Origin of the sequence: Prevotella scopos JCM 17725, from assembly GCF_018127785.1 — a bacterium.
Lineage (GTDB): Bacteria > Bacteroidota > Bacteroidia > Bacteroidales > Bacteroidaceae > Prevotella > Prevotella scopos.
On sequence record NZ_CP072390.1, the window covers coordinates 1231706 to 1254035 of the forward strand.

The following is a 22330-nucleotide window of genomic DNA, read 5'->3' on the forward strand; positions in this document are numbered from 1 at the left end:
AAAAAGTTTTGTTTTAATTTGCTGTCACTTTTAACATTTCATATAACCCTACTGTAAACTAATCAGTTAGGGCACAACATTGAATGACAGAAATGACAGCAAAATTAATTTTAAGTGTAATTACTTTGTTATCAGCATACTTGTTTACCTTTGTGCCTAATAAAAACCAAACGCATAACTTCACCAATGACCCCAAACAACACCTCTGCGGCAGCTTTTGCCGACACCAAACCACACTATCACTTGCTAGACGGGTTGCGCGGCGTTGCCGCCCTCCTCGTTATTTGTTACCATATAGGCGAAGATTTTGCCACAAACTGCCTCACGCAGTGTGTCAATCACGGCTATTTGGCAGTAGATTTCTTCTTTATGCTATCGGGTTTCGTTATCGGTTATGCCTACGACGACCGCCTAAACACCATGGGCATTATGGCCTTTGTTAAGCGAAGGGTTATCCGTCTGCATCCCATGGTGGTGATAGGTGCTCTACTTGGCGGACTGTTGTTTTATGCCCAAGGCACCGAATATTTAAAAGTTTCCGAAGTGCCTGTGGTCCTTTTGACCTTCGCAACGCTGCTGAATCTGTTTTTAGTGCCTGCATGGGGAGAGGTTGAGGTACGTGGTTATGGCGAGATTTTTCCACTTAACGGCCCTACATGGTCATTGTTTTTCGAGTATATAGCCAACCTACTCTATGTCTTGGCCATTCGCAAGTTGTCTACGCGTTGGCTCGCCATGCTGGTATTCGCCACAGGTGGCGCGCTATTTGGCTATGCCATAACCAACGAGTATGGCAATCTAGGTGCAGGGTGGACCTTCGGCAACTATGGTTTTTGGGGCGGATTGCTCCGCGTTATGTTTGCCTTCCCTGCGGGTTTGCTGCTTTCGCGCGTGTTTCATAAGCGCAAGGTGCGCGGTGCTTTTTGGTGGTGTGCGCTAATTATTGTGGCCGTTACTGTGCCTCCGCGCCTAGGCGGAGAAAGCCAGATGTGGGCAAACGGCATCTACGAAGCGCTTTGTGTGCTGTTGGTTTTCCCCCTTGTGGTGTGGATAGGCGCATCGGGAGAAACCACCGATGCCCTTTCTACGCGTATATGCAACTTCCTTGGCAACATTTCTTATCCTATTTACATCGTTCATTTTCCTCTTATCTACACCTGTTTTGCTTATGCAAAGAGAAACGACCTACCTTTCTGCCAAACCATTCCGCAGGTCCTAGCCCTTGTGTTTGCCTGCATCGCCTTGGCTTGGGTATGCCTTAAATTTTACGATATGCCCGTAAGGCGATGGCTGCAAAAGCGATTTGTGTGAGCGCAACGAAGCAACACCGTACAGTTGATTTTGCATAGTATCCCCTTGTTAAACAACTGCCGATGCACACTATTGGCGCATTTCTTTCGCCAGTAGTTTTGCAGCATCGCCCCTTGGTTTGCGTTCTGCCAAATAGTTGTTCAGCAGTTGGGTTTTCTCTTTGAAGGCGAAGGGTGTGGAAAGCTTGCCTATGGCGGCGCGTAAGGGCAGTTGTTGGTAGTGCGGGTCGGCATCGCCAAGTCCTATTCGGCTACCGTACATCAAGTACGATTTGTCGCGCGGGTCGGTAGCGGCATCAACTTCAAATTATTGGTGTCCGATAAAACTTTTGTGCATTCATATCTTTTTAATTCAAAATTACTAGTGGTGCAATAAAATTGATATCATATCTATATGGATTTGATATTTAATCAATTAGAACGTTTTTTATTATTAACGTACAGAGGCTCCGCACATATGGTGTGGACGGTAAACACCAATAGTGCGGAGGCTTAACACCAATCATTTAGGCAGTTTATAAACTTACAAAAATCTACTAATATTTAAGTGTTAGGTATCGTTTCTCCTTGAACCTTTTGAATCGCGTCTTCTCACACATTTGAGTGTTCCTTATCACTCCATATATCAGAAGAACCTTAGGTAATACGATAAAATCAATTTTTATTCATAAAAAAAGTCAACAAATACCTATTTTTGAGTATTGTAGAGTTAGTAGATTCGTCCTACCTTTGCAAGTCATGGACTTCACGAATAGGATAATAGCGTCTATTGTATTTTGCGGACTAAGCATCAATGGTATAGCCCAGACACTTACTGGTTGTGTTGTGGGGAAGGATGATCGTAAGCCTATAGCCTACGCATCAGTCACATTGAAGGAAAATCGCTTATACGCTTTTACGGACGAAAAAGGTTGTTTCACGATAAAAAACGTACCGAAAGGAAAGTGTACTGCAGTTATCTCCTGCCTTGGTTACGCAGAACAAACAGTAGTTGTCACCATTAATAATGATGGTGCCACGCTCAACGTGCGCCTTGCCGAAGACAACCTTCAACTCGATGAAGTACAGGTTGTTGCGCATCGAAAGAAAGACGAGATAACAACCTCTTACACCATTGACCGTAAGACGTTGGACAATCAACAGATAATGACTTTGGGTGATATAGCTCAGCTTTTACCGGGTGGTAAGAGTGTGAACCCTTCTTTGATGAATGATAGCAAATTGACCTTGCGAAGCGGTTCGTCAGAGCGAGGCAACGCGTCATTTGGTACAGCCATTGAAGTGGATGGTGTTCGTCTGAACAACAATGCGATGATGGGCGAGACGGCTGGTGTGAGTACACGTGGTGTCAGTGCTTCTAACATTGAAAGTGTGGAGGTCGTACCCGGTATTGCCTCTGTTGAATACGGCGACCTCACCAATGGTGTAGTAAAAGTGAAGACCCGTAGAGGTAGTTCGCCTTTCATCTTAGAAGGAAGTATCAACCAACACACCCGCCAGATAGCCCTTCACAAAGGATTAGACTTGGGCAAGAATACAGGACTCATCAACTTCTCCCTTGAGCATGCACGCTCTTTCTCGGATGCAGCATCGCCTTATACAGCTTATCAGCGCAATGTGCTGTCACTACATTATATGAATGTCTTTATGAAAAAGACACAGCCTCTGACGTTGGATATAGGGCTGAATGGCGGTGTGGGAGGCTATGATTCAAAGGCTGACCTAGACCGCAACTTGGACAGTTATTATAAGGTTAAGGACAATAACGTGGGTGGTAATGTGCGCCTTGACTGGTTATTGAACAAGTCATGGATAACCAATCTTAATTTTACAGCAGCCTTCACCTACGCTGATAAACGCTCAGAAAGCTATAGCAATGAGAGTAGTAGTTCTACACAGCCTTATATCCACACTTTGACAGAAGGATATAACATTGCAGAAGATTACGATAAGAACCCTTCTGCCAACATCATTCTTGGTCCTACAGGCTATTGGTATCTGCGTGGTTTTGGCGATTCCAAGCCGTTAACCTATAGTTTGAAGCTAAAAGCTAATTGGAATAAATCATTTGGAAAGTTCCGCAACCGCTTACTTGTTGGTGCAGAATGGACCAGCAGTAGGAATAAGGGAAAGGGTACACACTACGAAGATATGCGCTACGCACCGACATGGCGTGAATATCGTTTTGATGCCCTACCCGCTTTGAACAACATGGCACTCTATGCCGAGGATAAGCTCTCAATGGCTATTAATACCAAACAGAATATTGAACTGACAGCAGGTGTACGTGAGGATATCACCTCGATTTCAGGCTCAGAATATGGAACAGTGGGTAGTTTTTCACCACGACTGAATATGCGCTATATGCTTCGCTTCGGACAAGAAAGTTGGGTGAATAGTCTTAGCGTGCATTCAGGATGGGGAAAGAGCGTGAAGCTTCCGAGTTTCCAAGTACTCTACCCTTCTCCATCTTATCGTGATATGTTAGCATTCTCATCTACCAGTGATGCTAATAATCGTTCTTATTACGCCTACTACACCTACCCTTCAAAGGCACGATACAATGCTGACTTGAAATGGCAATATGCCAACCAGTGGGATTTAGGTGTGGAACTGAGAACGAAGATAGCAGACATCAACCTTTCATTCTTCCATAGTAAGACTTTCAATCCTTACATGGCAACAAACACTTACACACCTTTCACCTATAAGTACACATCACCTGCTAAACTTCAAGCGAGCGGTATTGATGCGGCTAATCGACTCTTTGCGATTGACCCACAGACAGGTATTGTGACGGTAAGTGATGCCAGTGGGACGAAAGCCCCAGTCGTTCTCGGTTATGACGAACGTAACACCTACGTCACCAACACGAAATATGTGAATGCTGACCCATTGAGTCGCTATGGTTTAGAATGGATAGTAGACTTCAAACAGATTAAGGCTCTCCGTACACAGGTGCGTGTAGATGGTAAGTATTATCATTACAAGGCACAGGACGAAACGCTCTTTACGGATATTCCTGTAGGACTTAACACACGTCAGTCAGACGGGAAACTCTATCAATATATTGGTTATTACCGTGGTGGTGCAGCCACATCAACTAACTATACCGCTAATGCTTCACCATCAAATGGGTCTGTCAGCGGTCAAGTGGATATGAATATCACACTGACGACACATATACCAAAGATTCGACTCATCATTGCTTTGCGTATGGAAAGTTCACTCTATACTTATAGTAGAGCTACCAGCAGCCGAGGATATGTTGTGAATAGTGGTAATGAATACTTTGGTGAGCCGTATAATGGTAAGACAGAGAACCAAACAGTGATTGTTTATCCAGAGTATTATAGCACATGGGATGCACCAGAAACGTTGGTTCCTTTTGCTGAAAAACTACGTTGGGCAGCAACGAATGACAGAGGATTATACAACGATTTGACACAGTTGGTTGTGCGAACAAACTATCCTTACACGTTGAATCCAAATAAGCTCAGTGCCTTCTGGTCGGCTAATTTGAGTGTGACAAAAGAAATTGGCAAGCACGTATCTATATCGTTCTATGCCAATAACTTCTTCAACACGCTTGCTCAGGTACACTCTACTCAGACAGGACTTGAAACAAGTCTCTTTGGTAGTGGGTATGTTCCGAGTTTCTATTATGGACTTTCATTAAGATTGAAGATATAATGAGAAAGATATTTTGTTTACTTGCAGTATGCGTAATAACGCTGTTAATTTCGTGTGCTGACTATGATGAAGGACTTGATTTAGTCAACTTTGATGTGAAGTTAGAGTTTCCAAGCACATACGATGGCGCGTATGAAGGCTTACGTGTAGAGTTACAAGACGCTGTGGCAAGCACCTTCGTTGATAGTACAGACGTACAAGGAGTAGCTCACTTCAGCGTTCCTTCCGGCTTGTATAAGGTCAGCAGTTCAGCAAGAAAGGAAACCGAAGACTATCGTTACTTCTTCAATGGTGCCAAGTCGCAGGTCGTCGTTACAGTAGACTCTCCTCGCGTAGTAACCTTACCATTAGTAATGTCGAAGAAACGTATCGTAAATTAAAAGAGAAATAAAGATAGTATAAATTAAAAACAATGTTTATGAAGAAAATAAGTTTTATAGGGCTTATCGCTTTAGCACTGTCGTTCATACCCCTTAGTGGCTTTGCACAGACAGTACAAGAGAAGATGATAACCTGCCTTGTCTTGACCGAAACGAATGGTACCAAGACCGAGTTTGCTTTGGATTCATACCCTGTTATAACCATAGAGGGTAATGACCTTGTTATTACTTGTGAGGGTAAGAAGTTGTCAACAGCACTGACAGGAGTACAGGACTACCATTTCAATGAGAAGAAAGTTACAACAAGCATCAGTAGCGTTCCTAAAAATGATCCAAAAGGTGAGACATCGACTCCAAGTTTCTCATTCAATAATGCTGAGGTAAGTGGGTTGAAAGCAGGCGCAAGAGTTGCCATTTACAATCTAAATGGTACACAAATCAGCTCAGTAACAGCAGATGGTGAGGGACGAGTTGCACTTGACCTCTCGTCTTTACCAAAGGGTGTCTACATCCTCCGTACACCTACCAAGAGCTTTAAGTTTATGAACAAGTAAGAATAACATTAGAAATTAAATAGAAAAAGATATGAAGAAAATATTACTTCTCCTTGTTGCCCTGTTCGCTTTCATTGGCAACATCAACGCACAAACATGGAATATGATTGTGAAACATAACGATAGTACTGTACAAGTCATCAAAGTATCAGATGTAAAGAACGTTACTTTCCAATTGCCTGATCAGAATGCAGACCAAGTTATCATCAAGGAATTGTACACGACAGGTGTACCAATTGAAAACGATCCCAAGAATTTCTTCCAGATGGACAAGGGTTTTATCCTCTATAACAATGGTGGTAAGACAGCAGTAATCAGCAACTTGGCAATTGGTATATTAGACCCCTATAATGCACACTCTGTTGCGAACGAATGGTACGGCACAGGAGCGACAGAGCCTTCTTACTTATCTAAGGGCTGGGTTCCAGCAGCTTGTGGTATATGGTACTTCCCTAATTCATTGATTATCGAGCCTTATTCACAGGTTGTTATCTGCTGTATGGGGGCAATAGATAATACTAAGACCTACCCACAGAGTATCAACTATGCCAATAAAGACTACTATACTATGTACGACCCAGAGTCTGGTTTTAAGAATCCAAAATACTATCCAACACCAGCAGACGTTATCCCTACCAGCCAATACCTTAAGGCAGTAGAATATGGACAGGGTAATGCTTGGCCACTTAGTGTAACTTCTCCTGGCTTCTTTATCTTCCAAACAAAGAACACAACGCCTGCTGCTTTCGCAAACGATGCAAGTAATATCACATACGCACCAGGCAAAGCTCAGAACAAAATAAATGCTGTATTGAAGGTCCCAACAGACTGGATTATTGACGGTGTTGAGATTTATGAGAAAATTAATGAGAGCAAGAGTAAGAAGCGTTTCGGCTCTGATGTAGATGCTGGCTACGTCATGCAGACTGTCAAACTTGGTCATAGCGTATATCGTAACGTGGATGCTGAAGCGACAAAGAAGATTGAAGGCAATACTGCTAAATTAGTTTATAACTACAAGTATGGTACAGACCCAAGTGGCATTGATGCTGAAGCTTCTATGAAGAATGGAGCAAAGATTGTCTACATGGACACAAATAACTCTACTGCTGACTTCCACGAGCGCAAACAGTTCTCACTTAGAGACAAGTAAAATAGATGATAAAAGAACATAACCTGTAAGATGAGATATAGGTTCATGACACTTATACTGGCAGGAGTAGCCCTCTCTGCCAGCCTCAACGCACAGGAGCAGGCTAAGGATAGTCTGCTCCATCGTGATTTTAGCTTCGTTGCCAATAGCGATGCATGGCTGAGAAGTGACAATGCTGCAGCTTTGACACGATTTAAGACAAAGAACATTTCCTTGGCTGAAGTCTATGCACAATATGGCAAGGGAGGCTTTGTCAACTATGACGAGTCGCCACGTTCCGTGCAAGCGGGTGCCAACGTGTCTTCTTTCTATCGCCTAACAGACAGGATTGTCCTATCGGGGAGTATGCGTTATGACAACTTCTCTGGACGTAATATGACTGGTTCAGCGTTCATACAGACCCAACGTTTGCCGTTCGATATTGTCGAAGACTCGCTAAATAATGCTGGCACAAAGCATCGTGACACCTATAATCTTATGGGCGCATTGTCTTGGGAGATATATAAAGGACTTGCCATTGGTACAAAGGTGGACTTCACTGCAGCAAACGTTGCTAAGTATAAGGATTTAAGACATAAGACAAAGCTAATGGATTTAGCCCTCACTACTGGCATCTATGTACCGTTACAGCCTTTTAGTCTTGGTCTTAACTATACTTACCGACGGAACACAGAGAGCGTAATCTTTAGTACCTACGCTTCAAATGCACAGGAGTTTACGTCTTATATCAACTATGGTCCCTGGATTGGTAAGACTGAACCCTTCAGTAGTTCGGGCTTTACTGATAGCAATAGGGAGCAACCTATGCTCAATGAATATCATGGATTAGGTCTACAACTTGGCTGGGAAATCCTCCCACACCTCTCATGGTTTAACCACTTGGATATGGCTTATCGAAAGGGTTATTATGGTAGGAAGTCACCCTATACGATTGTTCACACCAATCATCACAGCAACATCTATGACTACCAAACACGCCTAACTTTGAACCTCGACAAGCAGGTACATCATCTTGACTTTAGTTTCTCAAGTGAGAACCTTGTCAACGAGATGAATGCTTATCGTTCTAACAAGAATGAACAGGGAGCCTACTTCTATCAGTATCTTGACCCCGTAAAGAGTGCCAATAAGGCGTGGAATGATGTACATCTTGGCTATACTGGCTATTATGGCGTTATAAACGAGTTATCTCTCTGGACGGTAGAAGCAGGTGTGAACATCGCACAACGTAAGCAGACAGGCTACAGCTATCCTTACTTCCGCCGTCAGGATATCCGCACGATGGAGGCTTATACAGGTCTTACGCGTAACCTCCTTTTCCGCAAAGGAGTATTGTCATTAAAGGCGGGCTTTGCCTATAAGAAGGGAAAGGGCGATGCTTTCGAAGATGGAACATTAGCTAAACCATCTGACAAGCAGAACGGTTTCCCTACGATGGATGTACTGATGTATCGTGAGTATAAGTATCTTACTGACCCACAATACTCCCTCCATCTTGGCGTTAAGTACGCCTTTGTATTCCCAGGCACCAAGATGAAGACCTACACTGCCTTCGACTTCACCCATCGTCACACCAATGACGGCAACGCTTACCTTGTAGGTAGGAACTATTCAACGGGCAGGCTGACTATTGGTTGCACCTTCTAACAGTCTTACTATTGGTCCGCACGAGTGGTGCTAAGCGTTCGCACAAGTGGTGCTGAGCCTCCACACCACACGTGCGGAGTACTTAATAGAGTACAATATGTTATTAAGACGAAGGCAAATAATCGTTAGTAAGACAATACCCTACCAAGAATCAAAATCAGACAGACATAAAAGAATTATAAAAGGAATCTATCACATATTATGTTAATAAACAACAGAATCATCAATGCGCTTGTACTCCTGCTCCTTGTGACAGGTGCTATGGCGCAGAATGTCAGTACCGACAACAGCTTCCGTATAGGTAAGTTGAAGAATGGTATGACTTATTACATACGCCACAATGCCAAAGAGAAAGGGATAGCCGACTTTTACATTGCACAGCGTGTGGGAAGTATTCTCGAAGAACCAAACCAGAGAGGACTGGCTCACTTCCTTGAGCACATGGCTTTCAATGGAAGTAAGAACTTCAAGAATACACCTTCTTCACCAAGTATCGTACATTGGTGTGAAGCACATGGTATTAAGTTCGGTACCAACCTCAATGCTTACACCTCGATTGACGAGACCGTTTACAACGTCAGTTCCGTACCTGTAAAGCAGGAATCAACCATCGACTCTACCCTACTTATCCTCCATGACTGGAGTCACTACTTGGACCTTGAGGACAAGGAGATTGACAAAGAGCGTGGTGTTATTCATGAGGAGTGGCGTACACGCCGTGCAGGTATGGCTTCACAACGCCTGATGGAGGAGGCATTGCCAATCGTCTATCGTGGTACGAAGTATGAAGACTGTCTGCCAATCGGTAAGATGGAGATTGTAGACAACTTCCCTTACAAGGCACTTCGCGACTATTACCACAAGTGGTATCGCCCAGACCTGCAAGCAATCATCGTTGTGGGTGATATTGATGTAGACAAGATGGAACAGAAGATACAGTCTGTCTTCTCAGCTATTCCAATGCCTGAGAATGCTGCTCATCGTGAATACTTCCCAGTGAATGACAACGACAAGATGATTGTAGCATCATTGAAGGATTCAGAACAACCTATTATGCTCGTTACACTTTATATGAAGCGTGAGGCTACGCCTGATTCAGAGAAGTCTTCGGTAAAGTATCAGCGAGACGGATATGTTGACGACTTAGTTTCTTATATGATTGGCGAACGCCTTAACGAGATGCAGGACAAGAATCCAAAGCCTTGCTTGAGTGCTTCTGCACGTATGGGTCAGTTCTTGATCAGTCGTACAAAAGACGCCTTTGTTCTTTCCTTTGGTGCTCGTCAGGAAGATGTAAAGGGTTCTTTTGATGCTGCAGTGGGAACAATTGAGCAGATTCGCCAGCATGGGTTTACTCCTTCAGAACTCACTCGTGCCAAAGCCTTCCGCCAGAAGGTGATTGACCGTCAATACAATGAGCGCAACGATCGTCGCAATTCATATTATGTGCGTCGTGCAAAGCAGAACTTCCTCGATAATGAACCCATCACCACCGAAGCATACGACAAGCAACTCGACGACCAGTTCTTTAATGAGGTAACACTCGATGAGGTTAATGAGGCTATGCGTGAGGCTATCACTAACAAGAATCAAGTGCTTGTTGTCTATGCACCAGACAAAGCAGGCGTAAATGTTCCCTCAGATGCGCAGTTTGAGCAGATGGTTCTCGATGCACAGGCAAAGACCTATCCTAAGTATGTAGAGAAGAAGTTGGACGATAAGCTGATTGAGACACTTCCTAAGAAGGGACGTATCAAGAGTGAGAAAGAAGGTTTGCATGGAACAACAGAAATCACGCTGAGCAATGGTGTGAAGGTATATTTCAAGAAGACTGACTATCAGAAGGATGCTGTGACACTGAACTTCTTTGCAGAAGGTGGTTCTTCCCTCTATCCTGTCAAGGATTTGATTAACACACAGTTTATCTCAGCAGCTGTAAAAGAAGGTGGTGTAGGACGTTTCAGTGCAACAGAACTCAACAAGTTCTTAGCAGGTAAAACCATTCGCATCAATGCTGGTGTAGGTGATGAAACACAGTCTATCAGCGGTAACTCGTCTATCAAAGACATCCGCACACTCTTTGAACTTACTTACTTGTATTTTACGAACTTACGTCGTGATGATCAGGCTTTCCAGTCAGAGCTCAACCGCATGCGCTCTTTCCTCACCAACCGTGAAGCAAGTCCTAACGTTAGCTACAACGACTCTATCGCTGCCATCGTTTATGGTAATTCTCCACGTGTACAACCACTCAAGGCTGCATCACTTGACAAGGTAAGCTATGACCGTGTTCTCGAGATTTATAAGGAGCGCTTCAGCAATGCTTCTAACTTCAAGATGATTATCATGGGTAACATTGACATCTCTCAGTTGCGCCCTCTCTTAGAGCAGTACATTGCTTCTCTACCATCAACAGGCAAAAAGGAAACCTTTGCGAAGACTTATCCTGACGTGCGCAACTGCAACGAAACCCACCGCTTTGAAAAGAAGATGAAGACCCCATTGGCACGTGTAACCGTCTTCTATACATGGGACGAACCTTATACAGCGAAGTCTGATTTGGAACTCGACGTCTTCAAACGTGTATTGTCTATCGCCTATACCGACTCTGTCCGTGAGGAGAAAGGTGGGGTGTATGGTGTGAAACTGCAGCAGAGTCTGAACGCAACAAGCAATCCTCACGCTCTGTTGAAGATTGCCTTTGATACCGATCCTGACAAATATAACATGGTTATGCCAATCATCACAAAGCAGATTGAGCACATTGCCAATAAGGGTCCAGAGGCAGTAAGTCTGCAGAAAGTGAAGGAATATCTCTTAAAGCAGTATGACCAGTCTTCTGTTACCAATGACTACTGGCTCTACGTGATATACAACCAGCTGCGCCATGGAGTTGACTTTGACAAGGACTACAAGACAATCGTGCGCAACATCACAGCTGCTGACATCCAGCGTATTGCCCGCAACCTTATCAAGAGCAACCGCCGAATAGAAGTGACGATGCAGTCTGAAAAGGAAATGTAAGCCGTTCTATATTATAGGTTGCACAAAGTAAACCTACTTAAAACAGCCATATCGAAGCCGGAGTGCTTTGATATGGCTGTTCTTCTTTGCTATTGGTGTTCGGGAGAATTTATCTCTGACCTTACTAATATAACGTTTACACTTTGAAAGATTTTCGATTTTCTCTTTATCTGTGTAGATTTATATTTATCTGCTACTTCGTTGTTGGTACAATACCTGCATCAGTATCAGAGTTATGAATACGTTGGTTCACCTCAGAGCCATGCTTTCCAAAATTAAGGTTGAAATGAAAGTCTATGCCAAAAACCTTACATAGATTTTTCGACCATACCATTTGATTATAAGGAGCAAGATGGGAAAGATTTTCTACAGACATTTCATAACGTGAACTGAAGATGTTCTGCAACTGGAGTTCTACACCCCATTTTTCTCTATTGTACCCAAAGACTATACTATGTGATTTCTCATCTTTGTTAAGTGTCTCGCCCCACAGGTTATGAAAACTTGTCTCAAGATTGGCGCCTACATACCAATTCTTGTACATTCCCATTAAGTTGGCACGCAAACCCCAGTTGGTATGTGTATGCGTATAGGTATTACCATTGCTGATATAGCGATTGACAAATGGGGTTAATTGAATGGATATATAATCCTTCCAAGGTTGTACTTTTAGGTTTATTTGAGAGTTCAGACGATGGAAGCCTCTTTGATTGGCATAACTCCTAACATAGAAGCCATTCGAATAGGTCGTTTCTTCCATATATGGCTTGTCGTCATAGCTGTAACGGGTAAACCATTCTGCACTAATATACTTTGTTCCTACGCTAATTGACAGTTCATTAGAGAAAAATCTGACCGCTTGTAGATTTGGATTTCCACGCCGTATTTGGTAAATATCTATGTGCTGTTCAACATCGCTTAATTCGGCAAGTGAGGGTGCGTACCCTCCCATGTAGGCTTTGTAGCGTATTGACAGATAATTGTTGAAACGGTACCCCAGCTGAATAGTTGGGCGAAATATATATTTTACCTGTTTGGCATTTCCTTGGCTAACATAGGTTCTCATAGCACCTACACCTACCATATAATCCAGTTTTCCTAACTTTGAAGCCCATTCTCCAAAACCATAACTCTCACCTGTATTCATCTTTACGCTTGAAGATGTGTTTCCATCGTACTCATTTTTTGTGTACATCTGCTGATGTCGCAGACCGAATGACAACCGCGAATCCTTGATTTTCTGCTCGTAAATAACCTCAGCTATAGCCGAATATTTATTACCATCAACATGGGAAGATATTTCCTGTACAGAATTCCCCTGAGATTGGCGATATAAACGGTCGTTCTTAGTATTGATATATGTTCCTATCAGGTCAAAGAAAAGGTGCTTATCCTTGGTAAACTCATGTTGATAATAAATATCTAAGGATGGATTGTTACTCCTTGACTTGGTGCGGTCCATGATATCGAATGTGTTGCTATTCTGAATAAGTTTGGAATTTCTATCAAATACCGCATGAGGCGTATTGTTATATAAATCACGAAAAGTAACACTCAATATGTTTCCGCTATTTATGTAATCGTATCCTATGGATAGATTGATGTTATCATATCGTGCCTTTGTCTTTTGCCCTATCTCATAGTTACTGATACTGGGGGGCGTTGCATTGAAAGCCTCCATGTTTTCACGTAACCAGTTTACATCACGTCGATTCCAGTTTACAGATGCCTTGAAGTTTGACTTACCTACATGATAATTACCCGATAACTGATAATCTCCTATACCTAAGGGATTGATAGTGTTCATAAACTCTCCGGAGATGCTTCCACCATTCTTCTTTTCTTTTAAGATAATGTCAATTACGGCAGCTACATTTCCGTATCTTAGACCAGGATTATCATGATATTCTATTCTCAATACGTCTGCCGGCAAGAGAGCCTTCACCTCCTGTATCTCTGCCTTTACACCATTAATACGTAACTCTACGGCATCCCCCATAGTGGTAGTCACCTTACTGTCGAGCGTATTTACAGAGATTCGTGAAAGCTGAAGATGCTGCAACAAATTTAAACCATTGCTTGATGTTTTTTGCTGAAGCAGATTAGGGATAATTATTTGGCGGTCAGCTTTTTGTATTACGTTGTTGGCGGTCACTGTAACGTCATTAAGCTGCTTACTTTCTGGCTTCAACACGATTGTACCCACCGAAAGGTGCTTAGAAATGTTTTGGCATTTAATTTCCTGCGTAGAATACCCAACAAAAGATATCCTTATTCTATAGTTTTCTCCTTCATGCGTATTCAGTTCAAAGCCGCCATTCATATCAGTTACCACTCCACTAATCATCTTATTTTCGCTTTCACGAAATAACGAAACAGTTGCAGCTGGTAATGGTTGCTTGTTTTCATCTACGACCGTTCCCGTAGTTTGTGCAGCAAGGATACCATAGCAGCCAGACATAAGCAACGTGAGAATTTCCTTTTTCATAAACATATTATTTATTATATGTATTGTCTTATTATAATTTTGGAGTCAACATCATAAGATTCCGACAACCTCGCTTGTTTTTCGATGTTGCAAAGGTAATATTTTTTCCTTTTCACTACGCAAAAGTGTAATTCTAAGTTATTAGCTTAAATTTTACACCAAAATATGATCATGTTACTTTATAAATACAATACTCATTTATAGTCTATTTAACTCATTACTTGATTTTTCCCCTCTGTACTTATTTTTAGTTGGATTTATCTGATAACTTGCAGTGAAGACAAACGTACATCTATTAGCATCGTTCCATTTATTTAAAATTATATTATTGGTGTTTTTACTCCATTTTTCACGACTTGTGTTAAATAAATTATTAACTGCAAATTTTAATCGAAGCTTTTCGTTAAATAATTCTTTTACACAATGAACATTACAATTGAAATTTTGAGAATAATAAGCTAAGTCTGTATCTAAGTTTCCACATGTATTAAAGCTCATATCTGCTCCTATTTGGAAATGCTTAGGCAGGGTTATTATATTATCAAACACAAAAGAATAAATGGGCTTATTATATTTACTATTATTGTAAACCAAAAAAGGTTTAGTAAAATCTATTGTAAATGATGGTCTCCATATTTTAAACCATACTGGTGAATAATATAAAGCAATATCAAAGGTTTGAGAACTTTTTATGTTTTGAGTATGAAAAATAGCAATGGTATCACTTCCATTGTATCTGTCGTATACATACATTGTACTATTTTTCATCATCGAATAATTTGCCATTACTTGAAAATCTTTCCATCCTAATGAAAATGAAAACATATTGGTTTTCTGTGGTAAAAGGTTAGGAGTCCCACCTTCATATTCATAAGGATTATTATACTCAACAGAATTTCTTAGCATAAAATAACTTGGACGTAATGTCGTATAACGATATGCAAGCGTCATCTGTACATCATCGTTTTTATAATTAATAGCAGCAGAAGGATAAAAGCCTTTATCTTTCTGAGAATCTTTTGTTGAATTATTGCTATTGTTATAATAATTAAAATTCATATATTCAAACCTGATTCCCATACTTATATCCCAGTGTGTGCCAAAAGTTTTTTCATATTCAGAGAAAATAGAATATAGCTGTTGTTTAGCCACATTGGAAGTAGGTAATAAGCTATTTTGCAAGGTTGTACCATCAAGTATTGAATAACGATTTTTATTTGTAGTAAATGCCCCATCTGTTCCAGATATCAAAGTCCCACCAAACAAAGGACTTATTACCTTTGCACGATATGCATATAGCATATTATTACTATGATTCTTTGAATGGATTTCCTCGCTTTTAAGAGAATACTCTTGGTTACTCTCATTAGATGAATTCATATAATCAAAATCAACCTTTAGATATGCCTCTTTTGTAAAATAATAAGAGAAATAACTATTTATATAATGACTGTATATTACAGATTTCCTTTTATCGTTTGAGATAAAATCTTTAAGATGTCCCATATATTTAACTTCAACATAATCATTAGTTGTGAAAGTTTCATTAGGTAAAGATGTATACTTATATATAGCACCCATAGCCAACTTATCTCTATGTTCGTAATTAAGCCCTACTGAGCCATTCCAAGAGAAAGCGTTTGTTTGCATATCTATGTTCTCATTTACCTGCTGAGTTAAAAAACTTCGATTTGAGAGCTGCTTAGCTTCTGATGATGTTCGATTATATCGTAAATCCGCAAAAAAAATCAAATTCATTCTTGCGATATTTTATGTTTAGTCCACTATAATGAGACAAATTACGTTCCAAACTTAAACCTGCATTAGCCAAACAGCCAAATCCTTCTCCTATGGGTTTTGATGTGATTATTTTTATCACAGCACTTATCGTAGCATCATATTCAGCTCCAGGATTGGTTATGATTTCTACTCGCTTTATATCAGAAGAATTTATTTGATTCAATTCGCTTAGATTACGCACCAATCTATTATTGATAAAGATTAAAGGCTTTCCTTTACCCAAAACACTAATATTTCCATTCTTGTTTATAATAAAGGGAAGATGAGATAACACATCTAAACCATTACCAAGTTTAGCCAATGGTCCAGAAGCTATATTTGCAATAATACCTTTTGCTGTATGTAAGTAGGTTCTTCCTTTTACTACAACTTCTTTTAAAAGGCTTTCATTGGGCTGTAAGAAGAAATTATATAAGGTGTCTTCAGGTACTATTTCCCTAAATTGAGTATTGCAGCCAATGTAACTTACCTTTATAATACCATTGGTTATGGTGTTTGGAATTATAAACATGCCCAAAGAGTCCGTAGTGGTTCCTGTTATAAAAGCACTATCAGATACGGAAAGAAGAGTAACATTTACAAACTCCATAGGTAAATTACTATCTTTTTCTCTTACTATTCCTTTTATTTGTGCAAAAGTACAAAGTGAAAGCATAAGAAATTTTATAATTAATATGCTTCGTCTATTATTATTAGTATTCATAATTTCTTTTGTTTCCTTAATTCCGCAGCGTAAAATCTTTTAAGAACTCCAAGTGCCTGAGAAACAATATCCTCAAAACACTTGGATATGTCAGAATTTTCACCTATCTTAGTGCTGCAAACATAACAAATAGACAAAATCTGACATGACAAAGGTAGCTATTAAAAACGAGAATATCACTTCTTTCGGAGGAATTTATCATATTATGGATGTCTTCTCAAAGTTGGGCTTTGAAAAACTCACAGAATCTGTATTGGGCAAACGTGGGTGTAGTGATAGGGCTTTTAGTCATGGAAGCATTTTCGGTTCTCTCTTCTTCAGCTACCTTTGTGGTGGAGAATGCCTTGAGGACATCAATGTGCTTATAGAACAGTTCAGACAGAGACCTGATACGCAATTACCTGGTGCCGACACAGTGGGGCGCGGACTGAAGGAGCTTGCCGAAGAGAATGTTGTCTATAAGAGCGAAACCTCCGGCAAATCTTACAGTTTCAACACGGCAGAGAAGTTAAACATCTTACTTTTAAGAATGATACGAAGAATGGGGCTTATAAAGGTGGGCAGCCATGTTGACTTGGACTTTGATCATCAGTTTATTCCTGCCCACAAGTTCGATGCAAAGTATTCTTACAAGCAGGATTTTGGTTCCAATGCGAAATTGAACATAATTTATTGGACATCAATTCGACTAATGTTATTTGAACAGAAACAAAATCAAGTCCTATAGATCGTGCCGTTTCCGCATCTCATTCATTACATGGTACGTTGTATAATACTTTCATTCTTCCTGCTTGTCCTAACACTCACTTCTTTATTGAAGATTGTGTAAGATATTGTAAGTTCCACGCCTCGCATATCATTTTTACCTCTCGTTCCCCAATCTATACTATTGAAGTGATACAGAATGTTGTTGTAATTAGCCTTTCCCAAAATATCATTTACAGCTAAATTGATATTCAGCCTATTCTTCAGCAATGACGATGCAACACCCATATTCCAACTATGAATACTCTTCTGATTATACAACAAATACTCATTTCTACCTTGATAAGTATAATCTGTAAACAAATAAATACTCGGGGTCAGAGCATAATTGATATTCACCTGCCCATTGAAAGCAACTTTGTCATTTCTGTATTTTTGTTCTTTAAACACATATTCTCCATGTGAGAACACCACCTCACCCTCGCATGAGAGTTCAATATTACCAATAGCTTTAGAATAATTCAATATCACCCTGAAATCGCTTGCTTTCTTCATATTCATGGAATAAGAAGAGAGGATATTGCTCGTTGCGTCTATCTGTTCAAGCACACTCACAAGTGGATTCTTTCTATAAGTATAACGCAATGAAAGGGTTAAGTCTTTCCATGTAGAACTTAGTGTGTAGCGATCCATAGTTTCGTTTTCAAGATTTGTATTCCCCTTGCTATATAGAAGTGAATCCTGATAAACAAGTCCAGAGTTTAGTTGGGCAAAGTTAGGTTGTGTAAGATTTCTTCTATAATTAAACTGGAAGAACCAATTATCATTCGGTCGATACTTTATAGTGATTACAGGGCAGAACGTAGAAAAGTGTTGTTTGATTTGATTTGCCACCATGTTTATTCCCGAAACACTGCTAATGGTTCTATGCACATACTGATAGCGCATCGCAGGCATGACTATCCATTTGCCGAAACTTTTAGTGAATGACAAATAGGCTTGCGGATTTGATTCTTTTACATTGATATCGTTGATATAACTATGCACATTCAAATATGGTATTTCTGAATTTGTTTTGGACTTTGAATCTACATAATTATATAGAACTCCTGCCATAGCACTGATATTCCATGGAAGTTTAAATCCATTGTCAATACTTGTTGTATAGACAGTATAACGGCGGTTGCCATGACTCTTGGTAAGCGAAGACAAGCTTGCATCGCTTTCCGAAGTTTGCAGATTATGATTAATATTCGTGGAAGCTATTTCCTGAGAAATGTCAATATTATAATTATTGCTTGCATAAACATATTGCAACGTTCCGCTATGTATGTTCTCCAAGTTTCTACCTTGTCTATCTATGTTCCTCCATTGCTTTTGTTGCTGCCACCTCGTCAAATTTGTACCAAATGCCTTATTATCCTCATCGCTGAATTGATAGAAATAATAAAGTCCTAATCTGCTTTTGGCATTCAACTGATAATCCGCAGAGAAGTTTACCTTATGAGCTAAGGTTGTTATAGGCGTTTCTCGCTTTTGCTCAATGGAGAATATGTCATCACGATAGATGTTGCGAAAATATGTTTCCTTATTCTTGTTACCATCTTTGCCACCCATATAGGATAGGTTAGCAGAAAAACCCTTATATTGTCCCATCACATTGAGGATGCCTACATCTGAAAACATTCTTGTTTGTTTCAAGTAGTTGCCAACACTAAGAAATATAAAATCATTAATATGCTTAATGGTTGTAATGGTAATAATGGGTTGTCCGTTGGGACTGTACTTTACAGAGGGGGTTCTGTCTATCTCTATACTCTTAATATTGTCGGCTTGCAACGTGGACAGAACCTTCGCATCGGACAAAAGTCGTCCGTCCAAAACATAAATAGGTTCGCCCAATCCATTTACTTCTATATTGTCATTAACCGAATGCAGACCCGGTGTATGCGACAACATTCTCATTGCCGTACCCATTTTCGATAGCACAGTATTGGCAACCTGAATCTTGGAAACACTCCCTTTAGTTTTCACACGTGGCATATGTCCTTTCACCACAACATTGTCCAATGCTATGGTTGTAAGAAAAGTACTGTCTTTTACTTCGTTTTGACCGAAACAAAAGGAAAAGTTTACACAAAAGACTAATAAGGTTACTATCTTTTTCATCGACTTAAATATTTATACATGTAAAAATCAGGAAGAAATTCTGATAAATTCCTTTTATACATTGAACAGTTTTTTTATTTTCTAATCCCAACTACGAAGCAACTTTGTCAATAGCAAGTGGCGAAACACCTTCTGTAGTTGCAAAGCATTGTTCTGATAGATAGTTCATACTTTTATCCTTTTTAAAGTAAGAACATATCATTGCTAAGCATGCTGTGCCACACTCCATTGTGTCATGTTGTAAAATACAATTCATTCTATATGTTTTTGTCAAAGTCTGTCTTTTTCTTTATTACCAGCTCCCTTTCCCTTATACTTCGACTTGATGGAATTGAAACTATAGCTAACGATACATTCTATAGCACGGGTATTTAAGCGTTTCTCTGTGTTGATTTCTCTTGCACCACTATAAAGTGTGAATTGATTTTTGCGTGCTGTATTGAAAATGTCATTTAACAAAAGCTTCGCCTTCCAGTGCTGTCCCCATTGCTTGGTTACGCCAGCATTGATTTGCCATGTTTTCCCCACATCTAAATTCTCACCATTACCTTTGCTTCGCCAGCTCAAATCGGCACTAAGCATACAAGTAGGACTTAATACGATGAGATTGTTGAAGCGAACAATACCCATCGGCTTGTTGAAATGCTTCACTTCGCCCCTGTAAATTTCTTTGTAGAAAGGCTTTATAATACCAACCATCAATGCAGGATAGTAGCGTTTGAATTGAGGTGCAAGTTGCATCATCAATTGCAACTCGTCCATATTATACTCTGAGTTTGCTTTCTTGAACAAGGTTGCAGTGCTTCCGTTAAAGTTTACTGCCGATGTCATAATCTTGTCTGTTGTGTGCATATAGTTTACTATCAGCATTGCCCAGCGGTAGCGTGCATTGAGCGAGATATTGTCGATGTATGACGGACGCAACAATGGGTTGCCACTTTCGTAGAGATAACGATTGACATACGAGATAGTACCGCTCAATTGTGAATACAGCGGACGATTATACTTCTTGGCATAGCTCAGTTGTATCATACCCTTTCCTATCGGCATTGCCAGCATAGCCGTTGGGAAGAGTTTGTCGTAGATGCGAGATTGCTCGGAAATTCTAAGTCCATTCTGATAATAGTTGCTGTTTATATGCTCGTAGCGACTGCCCAATTGGAAAGTAATTTTACCAAATCGTTGCATCAACTCCACATATACAGCTGTATTGTTTTCTTGTATCATTGGTAGATTATCTGCCAATACATGTTCAATATTGATAAAACGTTCATTGCGACGACTATTAGAATACTCCGTTCCAAAACTGATTTGTCCTTTCCATAATGGTCTTGACAGATGCACCTCGCCTGCAAACATTCGGGCATTGCTATTATCGTTCAATGTGATGGCTCTATTGTTTGTGTTATGGTTTACCTCCTGATTGTGCTCTTCTGCTTTCCCTTTTTTCCACAATACGTCGAAGGCTACGTTAAGTGTCCATTTGCCAATGGTATTGGTGTAATATCCATCAATATTATGCATCGTAGTGCGATTATCGGTATTGTGAACAATGGCACTCTCTTCTTCCAATACATTGTCTATCCACGACTTCGACTGATAGAAGTTCCAGGCCTTACTTGGTGTGTGAGTTAGTTTATAATACAAACCCAGTGAATGAGTTGGCGAGAACGTATAGTTGAAGCCTATCCGCCCATCGTATGTCTGTGAACGCCCTATTGATTGCATATCAATATCTTGCCTGTATTGAGAGGCAAGCCAAGTGTTTTGCTGATTGTTGCTTGTGCCTTTTACTTTTCTTCTCGAATATTCCACATCTGCAAAAATGTCAAGTTTGTTGAGGCGATAGTTCATATTGACAATTTCAGAACCATAAAGATAGTCACTATAACCTATTTTAGTGGTGTTATCAATTGCCAATCCTTCGCCTTGCTCCCTTTCTGCTGTAATGCGTATCACCGCCTTTACAGTGGCATCGTAGCGTGCTCCAGGATTTGTTACAACTTCCACTTTCTTTATTTTATTTGATTTGAGTTGTTCCAACAAATTGTTGTTATTTACTTTACGACCATTGATATAGATTATTGGTGTACCTTTTCCGAACACCTCTATACCACCTTGATTGCTGACCACACCCGGTAAACGGCCGATGACATCGTTTGCATTACCCAATCGTTCAAGAATAGTTCCTTTTACCGTCGTAACTAAAGCGTCTCCTTCAATGCGTGTTATAGGCCTGTCGGATTTTACGACTACTTCGTTTAGATTCGCAGCACTACCTATCAGGGTTATACAAAGAGGTTCATCAGTTTTTGCACGGATTGTTTTGGTGACGTATCCAATGCACGACACTCTCAGTAATCCTTTAGCTGCATTCTCAATCTTAAACTCTCCTTTTTCGTTTGTTATGACACCTGTTACAAATGAAGAATCAGTGTCGTTGAGTAATTCTACATTCGCAAAAGAGATAGCACATTCTTCGCTATCAACAACTTTTCCGTAATAACTTTTCTGTGCGTATGTCATAAAACATATACAACAAAAGAGAGCGATGGTAAATACACGTTTCGGGGTCATTTTTCTTATCTTTATTTATTATTGCATAATTACGAACTGAATAGAGTTTCTAATTCTTGGTTATATATGGACATTTAGTGTCTGGGTAATACCATTTATCCTTGCCATATTCCATAACTATATCCCG

The 22330-nt window shown here is 40.3% G+C and carries 13 protein-coding genes and 1 pseudogene; 8 read left to right on the plus strand and 6 right to left on the minus strand.

Annotation, left to right across the window (positions count from 1 at the left end; all coding sequences use genetic code 11):
• The first annotated feature begins 186 nt into the window (after positions 1-186).
• The 7 genes from J4856_RS10565 (at position 187) to J4856_RS10595 (ending at position 11761) form a co-directional block, all read left to right on the plus strand.
• Positions 187-1311: an acyltransferase family protein gene (locus J4856_RS10565; RefSeq protein WP_025838297.1), complete on the plus strand. Its 1125-nt coding sequence runs from the start codon at positions 187-189 to the stop codon at positions 1309-1311.
• A gap of 737 nt (positions 1312-2048) precedes the next feature.
• A complete protein-coding gene (locus J4856_RS10570) occupies positions 2049-5003 on the plus strand; it encodes a TonB-dependent receptor (RefSeq protein ID WP_065367739.1) in 2955 nt (984 codons plus the stop codon).
• Positions 5003-5383, plus strand: coding sequence for a hypothetical protein (locus J4856_RS10575; protein ID WP_025838293.1), 381 nt, complete (start codon positions 5003-5005; stop codon positions 5381-5383). The genes J4856_RS10570 and J4856_RS10575 overlap by 1 nt, the downstream gene beginning before the upstream one ends.
• 38 nt (positions 5384-5421) lie before the next feature.
• A complete protein-coding gene (locus tag J4856_RS10580) occupies positions 5422-5937 on the plus strand; it encodes a T9SS type A sorting domain-containing protein (RefSeq protein WP_025838291.1) in 516 nt (171 codons plus the stop codon).
• 31 nt (positions 5938-5968) lie between these two features.
• Positions 5969-7090, plus strand: a complete 1122-nt coding sequence (locus tag J4856_RS10585; RefSeq protein WP_025838289.1) for a DUF4876 domain-containing protein — start codon at positions 5969-5971, stop codon at positions 7088-7090.
• Positions 7091-7135: 45 nt separating this feature from the next.
• A complete protein-coding gene (locus tag J4856_RS10590) occupies positions 7136-8737 on the plus strand; it encodes a DUF6850 family outer membrane beta-barrel protein (RefSeq protein WP_234967270.1) in 1602 nt (533 codons plus the stop codon).
• 201 nt (positions 8738-8938) lie between these two features.
• Entirely contained in the window at positions 8939-11761 is a 2823-nt protein-coding gene (locus tag J4856_RS10595; protein ID WP_044081109.1) for a M16 family metallopeptidase, read from the plus strand.
• 193 nt (positions 11762-11954) lie between these two features.
• Here J4856_RS10595 and J4856_RS10600 read toward each other — a convergent pair whose 3' ends face one another.
• The 3 genes from J4856_RS10600 to J4856_RS10610 form a co-directional block, all read right to left on the minus strand.
• Positions 11955-14249: a TonB-dependent receptor gene (locus tag J4856_RS10600; RefSeq protein WP_025838284.1), complete on the minus strand. Its 2295-nt coding sequence runs from the start codon at positions 14247-14249 to the stop codon at positions 11955-11957.
• Positions 14250-14447: 198 nt separating this feature from the next.
• Positions 14448-16007 carry a TonB-dependent receptor domain-containing protein gene (locus J4856_RS10605; RefSeq protein ID WP_065367736.1) on the minus strand — a complete coding sequence of 520 codons (1560 nt, stop codon included), beginning with the start codon at positions 16005-16007 and terminating at the stop codon, positions 14448-14450.
• Positions 15973-16752 (minus strand): peptidase associated/transthyretin-like domain-containing protein, encoded by a 780-nt coding sequence (locus J4856_RS10610; RefSeq protein ID WP_065367735.1) that lies wholly within the window; start codon positions 16750-16752, stop codon positions 15973-15975. Before J4856_RS10610 ends, J4856_RS10605 begins: the two co-directional genes overlap by 35 nt.
• A 145-nt stretch (positions 16753-16897) precedes the next feature.
• Between J4856_RS10610 and J4856_RS10615 the strand changes: the two are divergent.
• Positions 16898-17398: pseudogene (locus tag J4856_RS10615) on the plus strand (transposase family protein); the annotation flags it as partial.
• Between the two features lie 107 nt (positions 17399-17505).
• On the opposite strand, the gene J4856_RS10620 reads toward J4856_RS10615, so the two are convergent.
• The 3 genes from J4856_RS10620 to J4856_RS10630 all read right to left on the minus strand — a co-directional run bounded on the left by J4856_RS10620 (position 17506) and on the right by J4856_RS10630 (position 22203).
• Positions 17506-19626, minus strand: a complete 2121-nt coding sequence (locus J4856_RS10620; protein ID WP_025838278.1) for an outer membrane beta-barrel family protein — start codon at positions 19624-19626, stop codon at positions 17506-17508.
• A gap of 91 nt (positions 19627-19717) precedes the next feature.
• The gene (locus tag J4856_RS10625; RefSeq protein WP_081764315.1) at positions 19718-19882 is read right to left on the minus strand and encodes a cysteine peptidase family C39 domain-containing protein; all 165 of its coding nucleotides are present in this window, start codon (positions 19880-19882) and stop codon (positions 19718-19720) included.
• A gap of 14 nt (positions 19883-19896) precedes the next feature.
• Complete coding sequence (locus J4856_RS10630; RefSeq protein ID WP_025838276.1) at positions 19897-22203, minus strand: outer membrane beta-barrel family protein; 2307 nt, start codon at positions 22201-22203, stop codon at positions 19897-19899.
• Between the last annotated feature and the right edge of the window lie 127 nt (positions 22204-22330).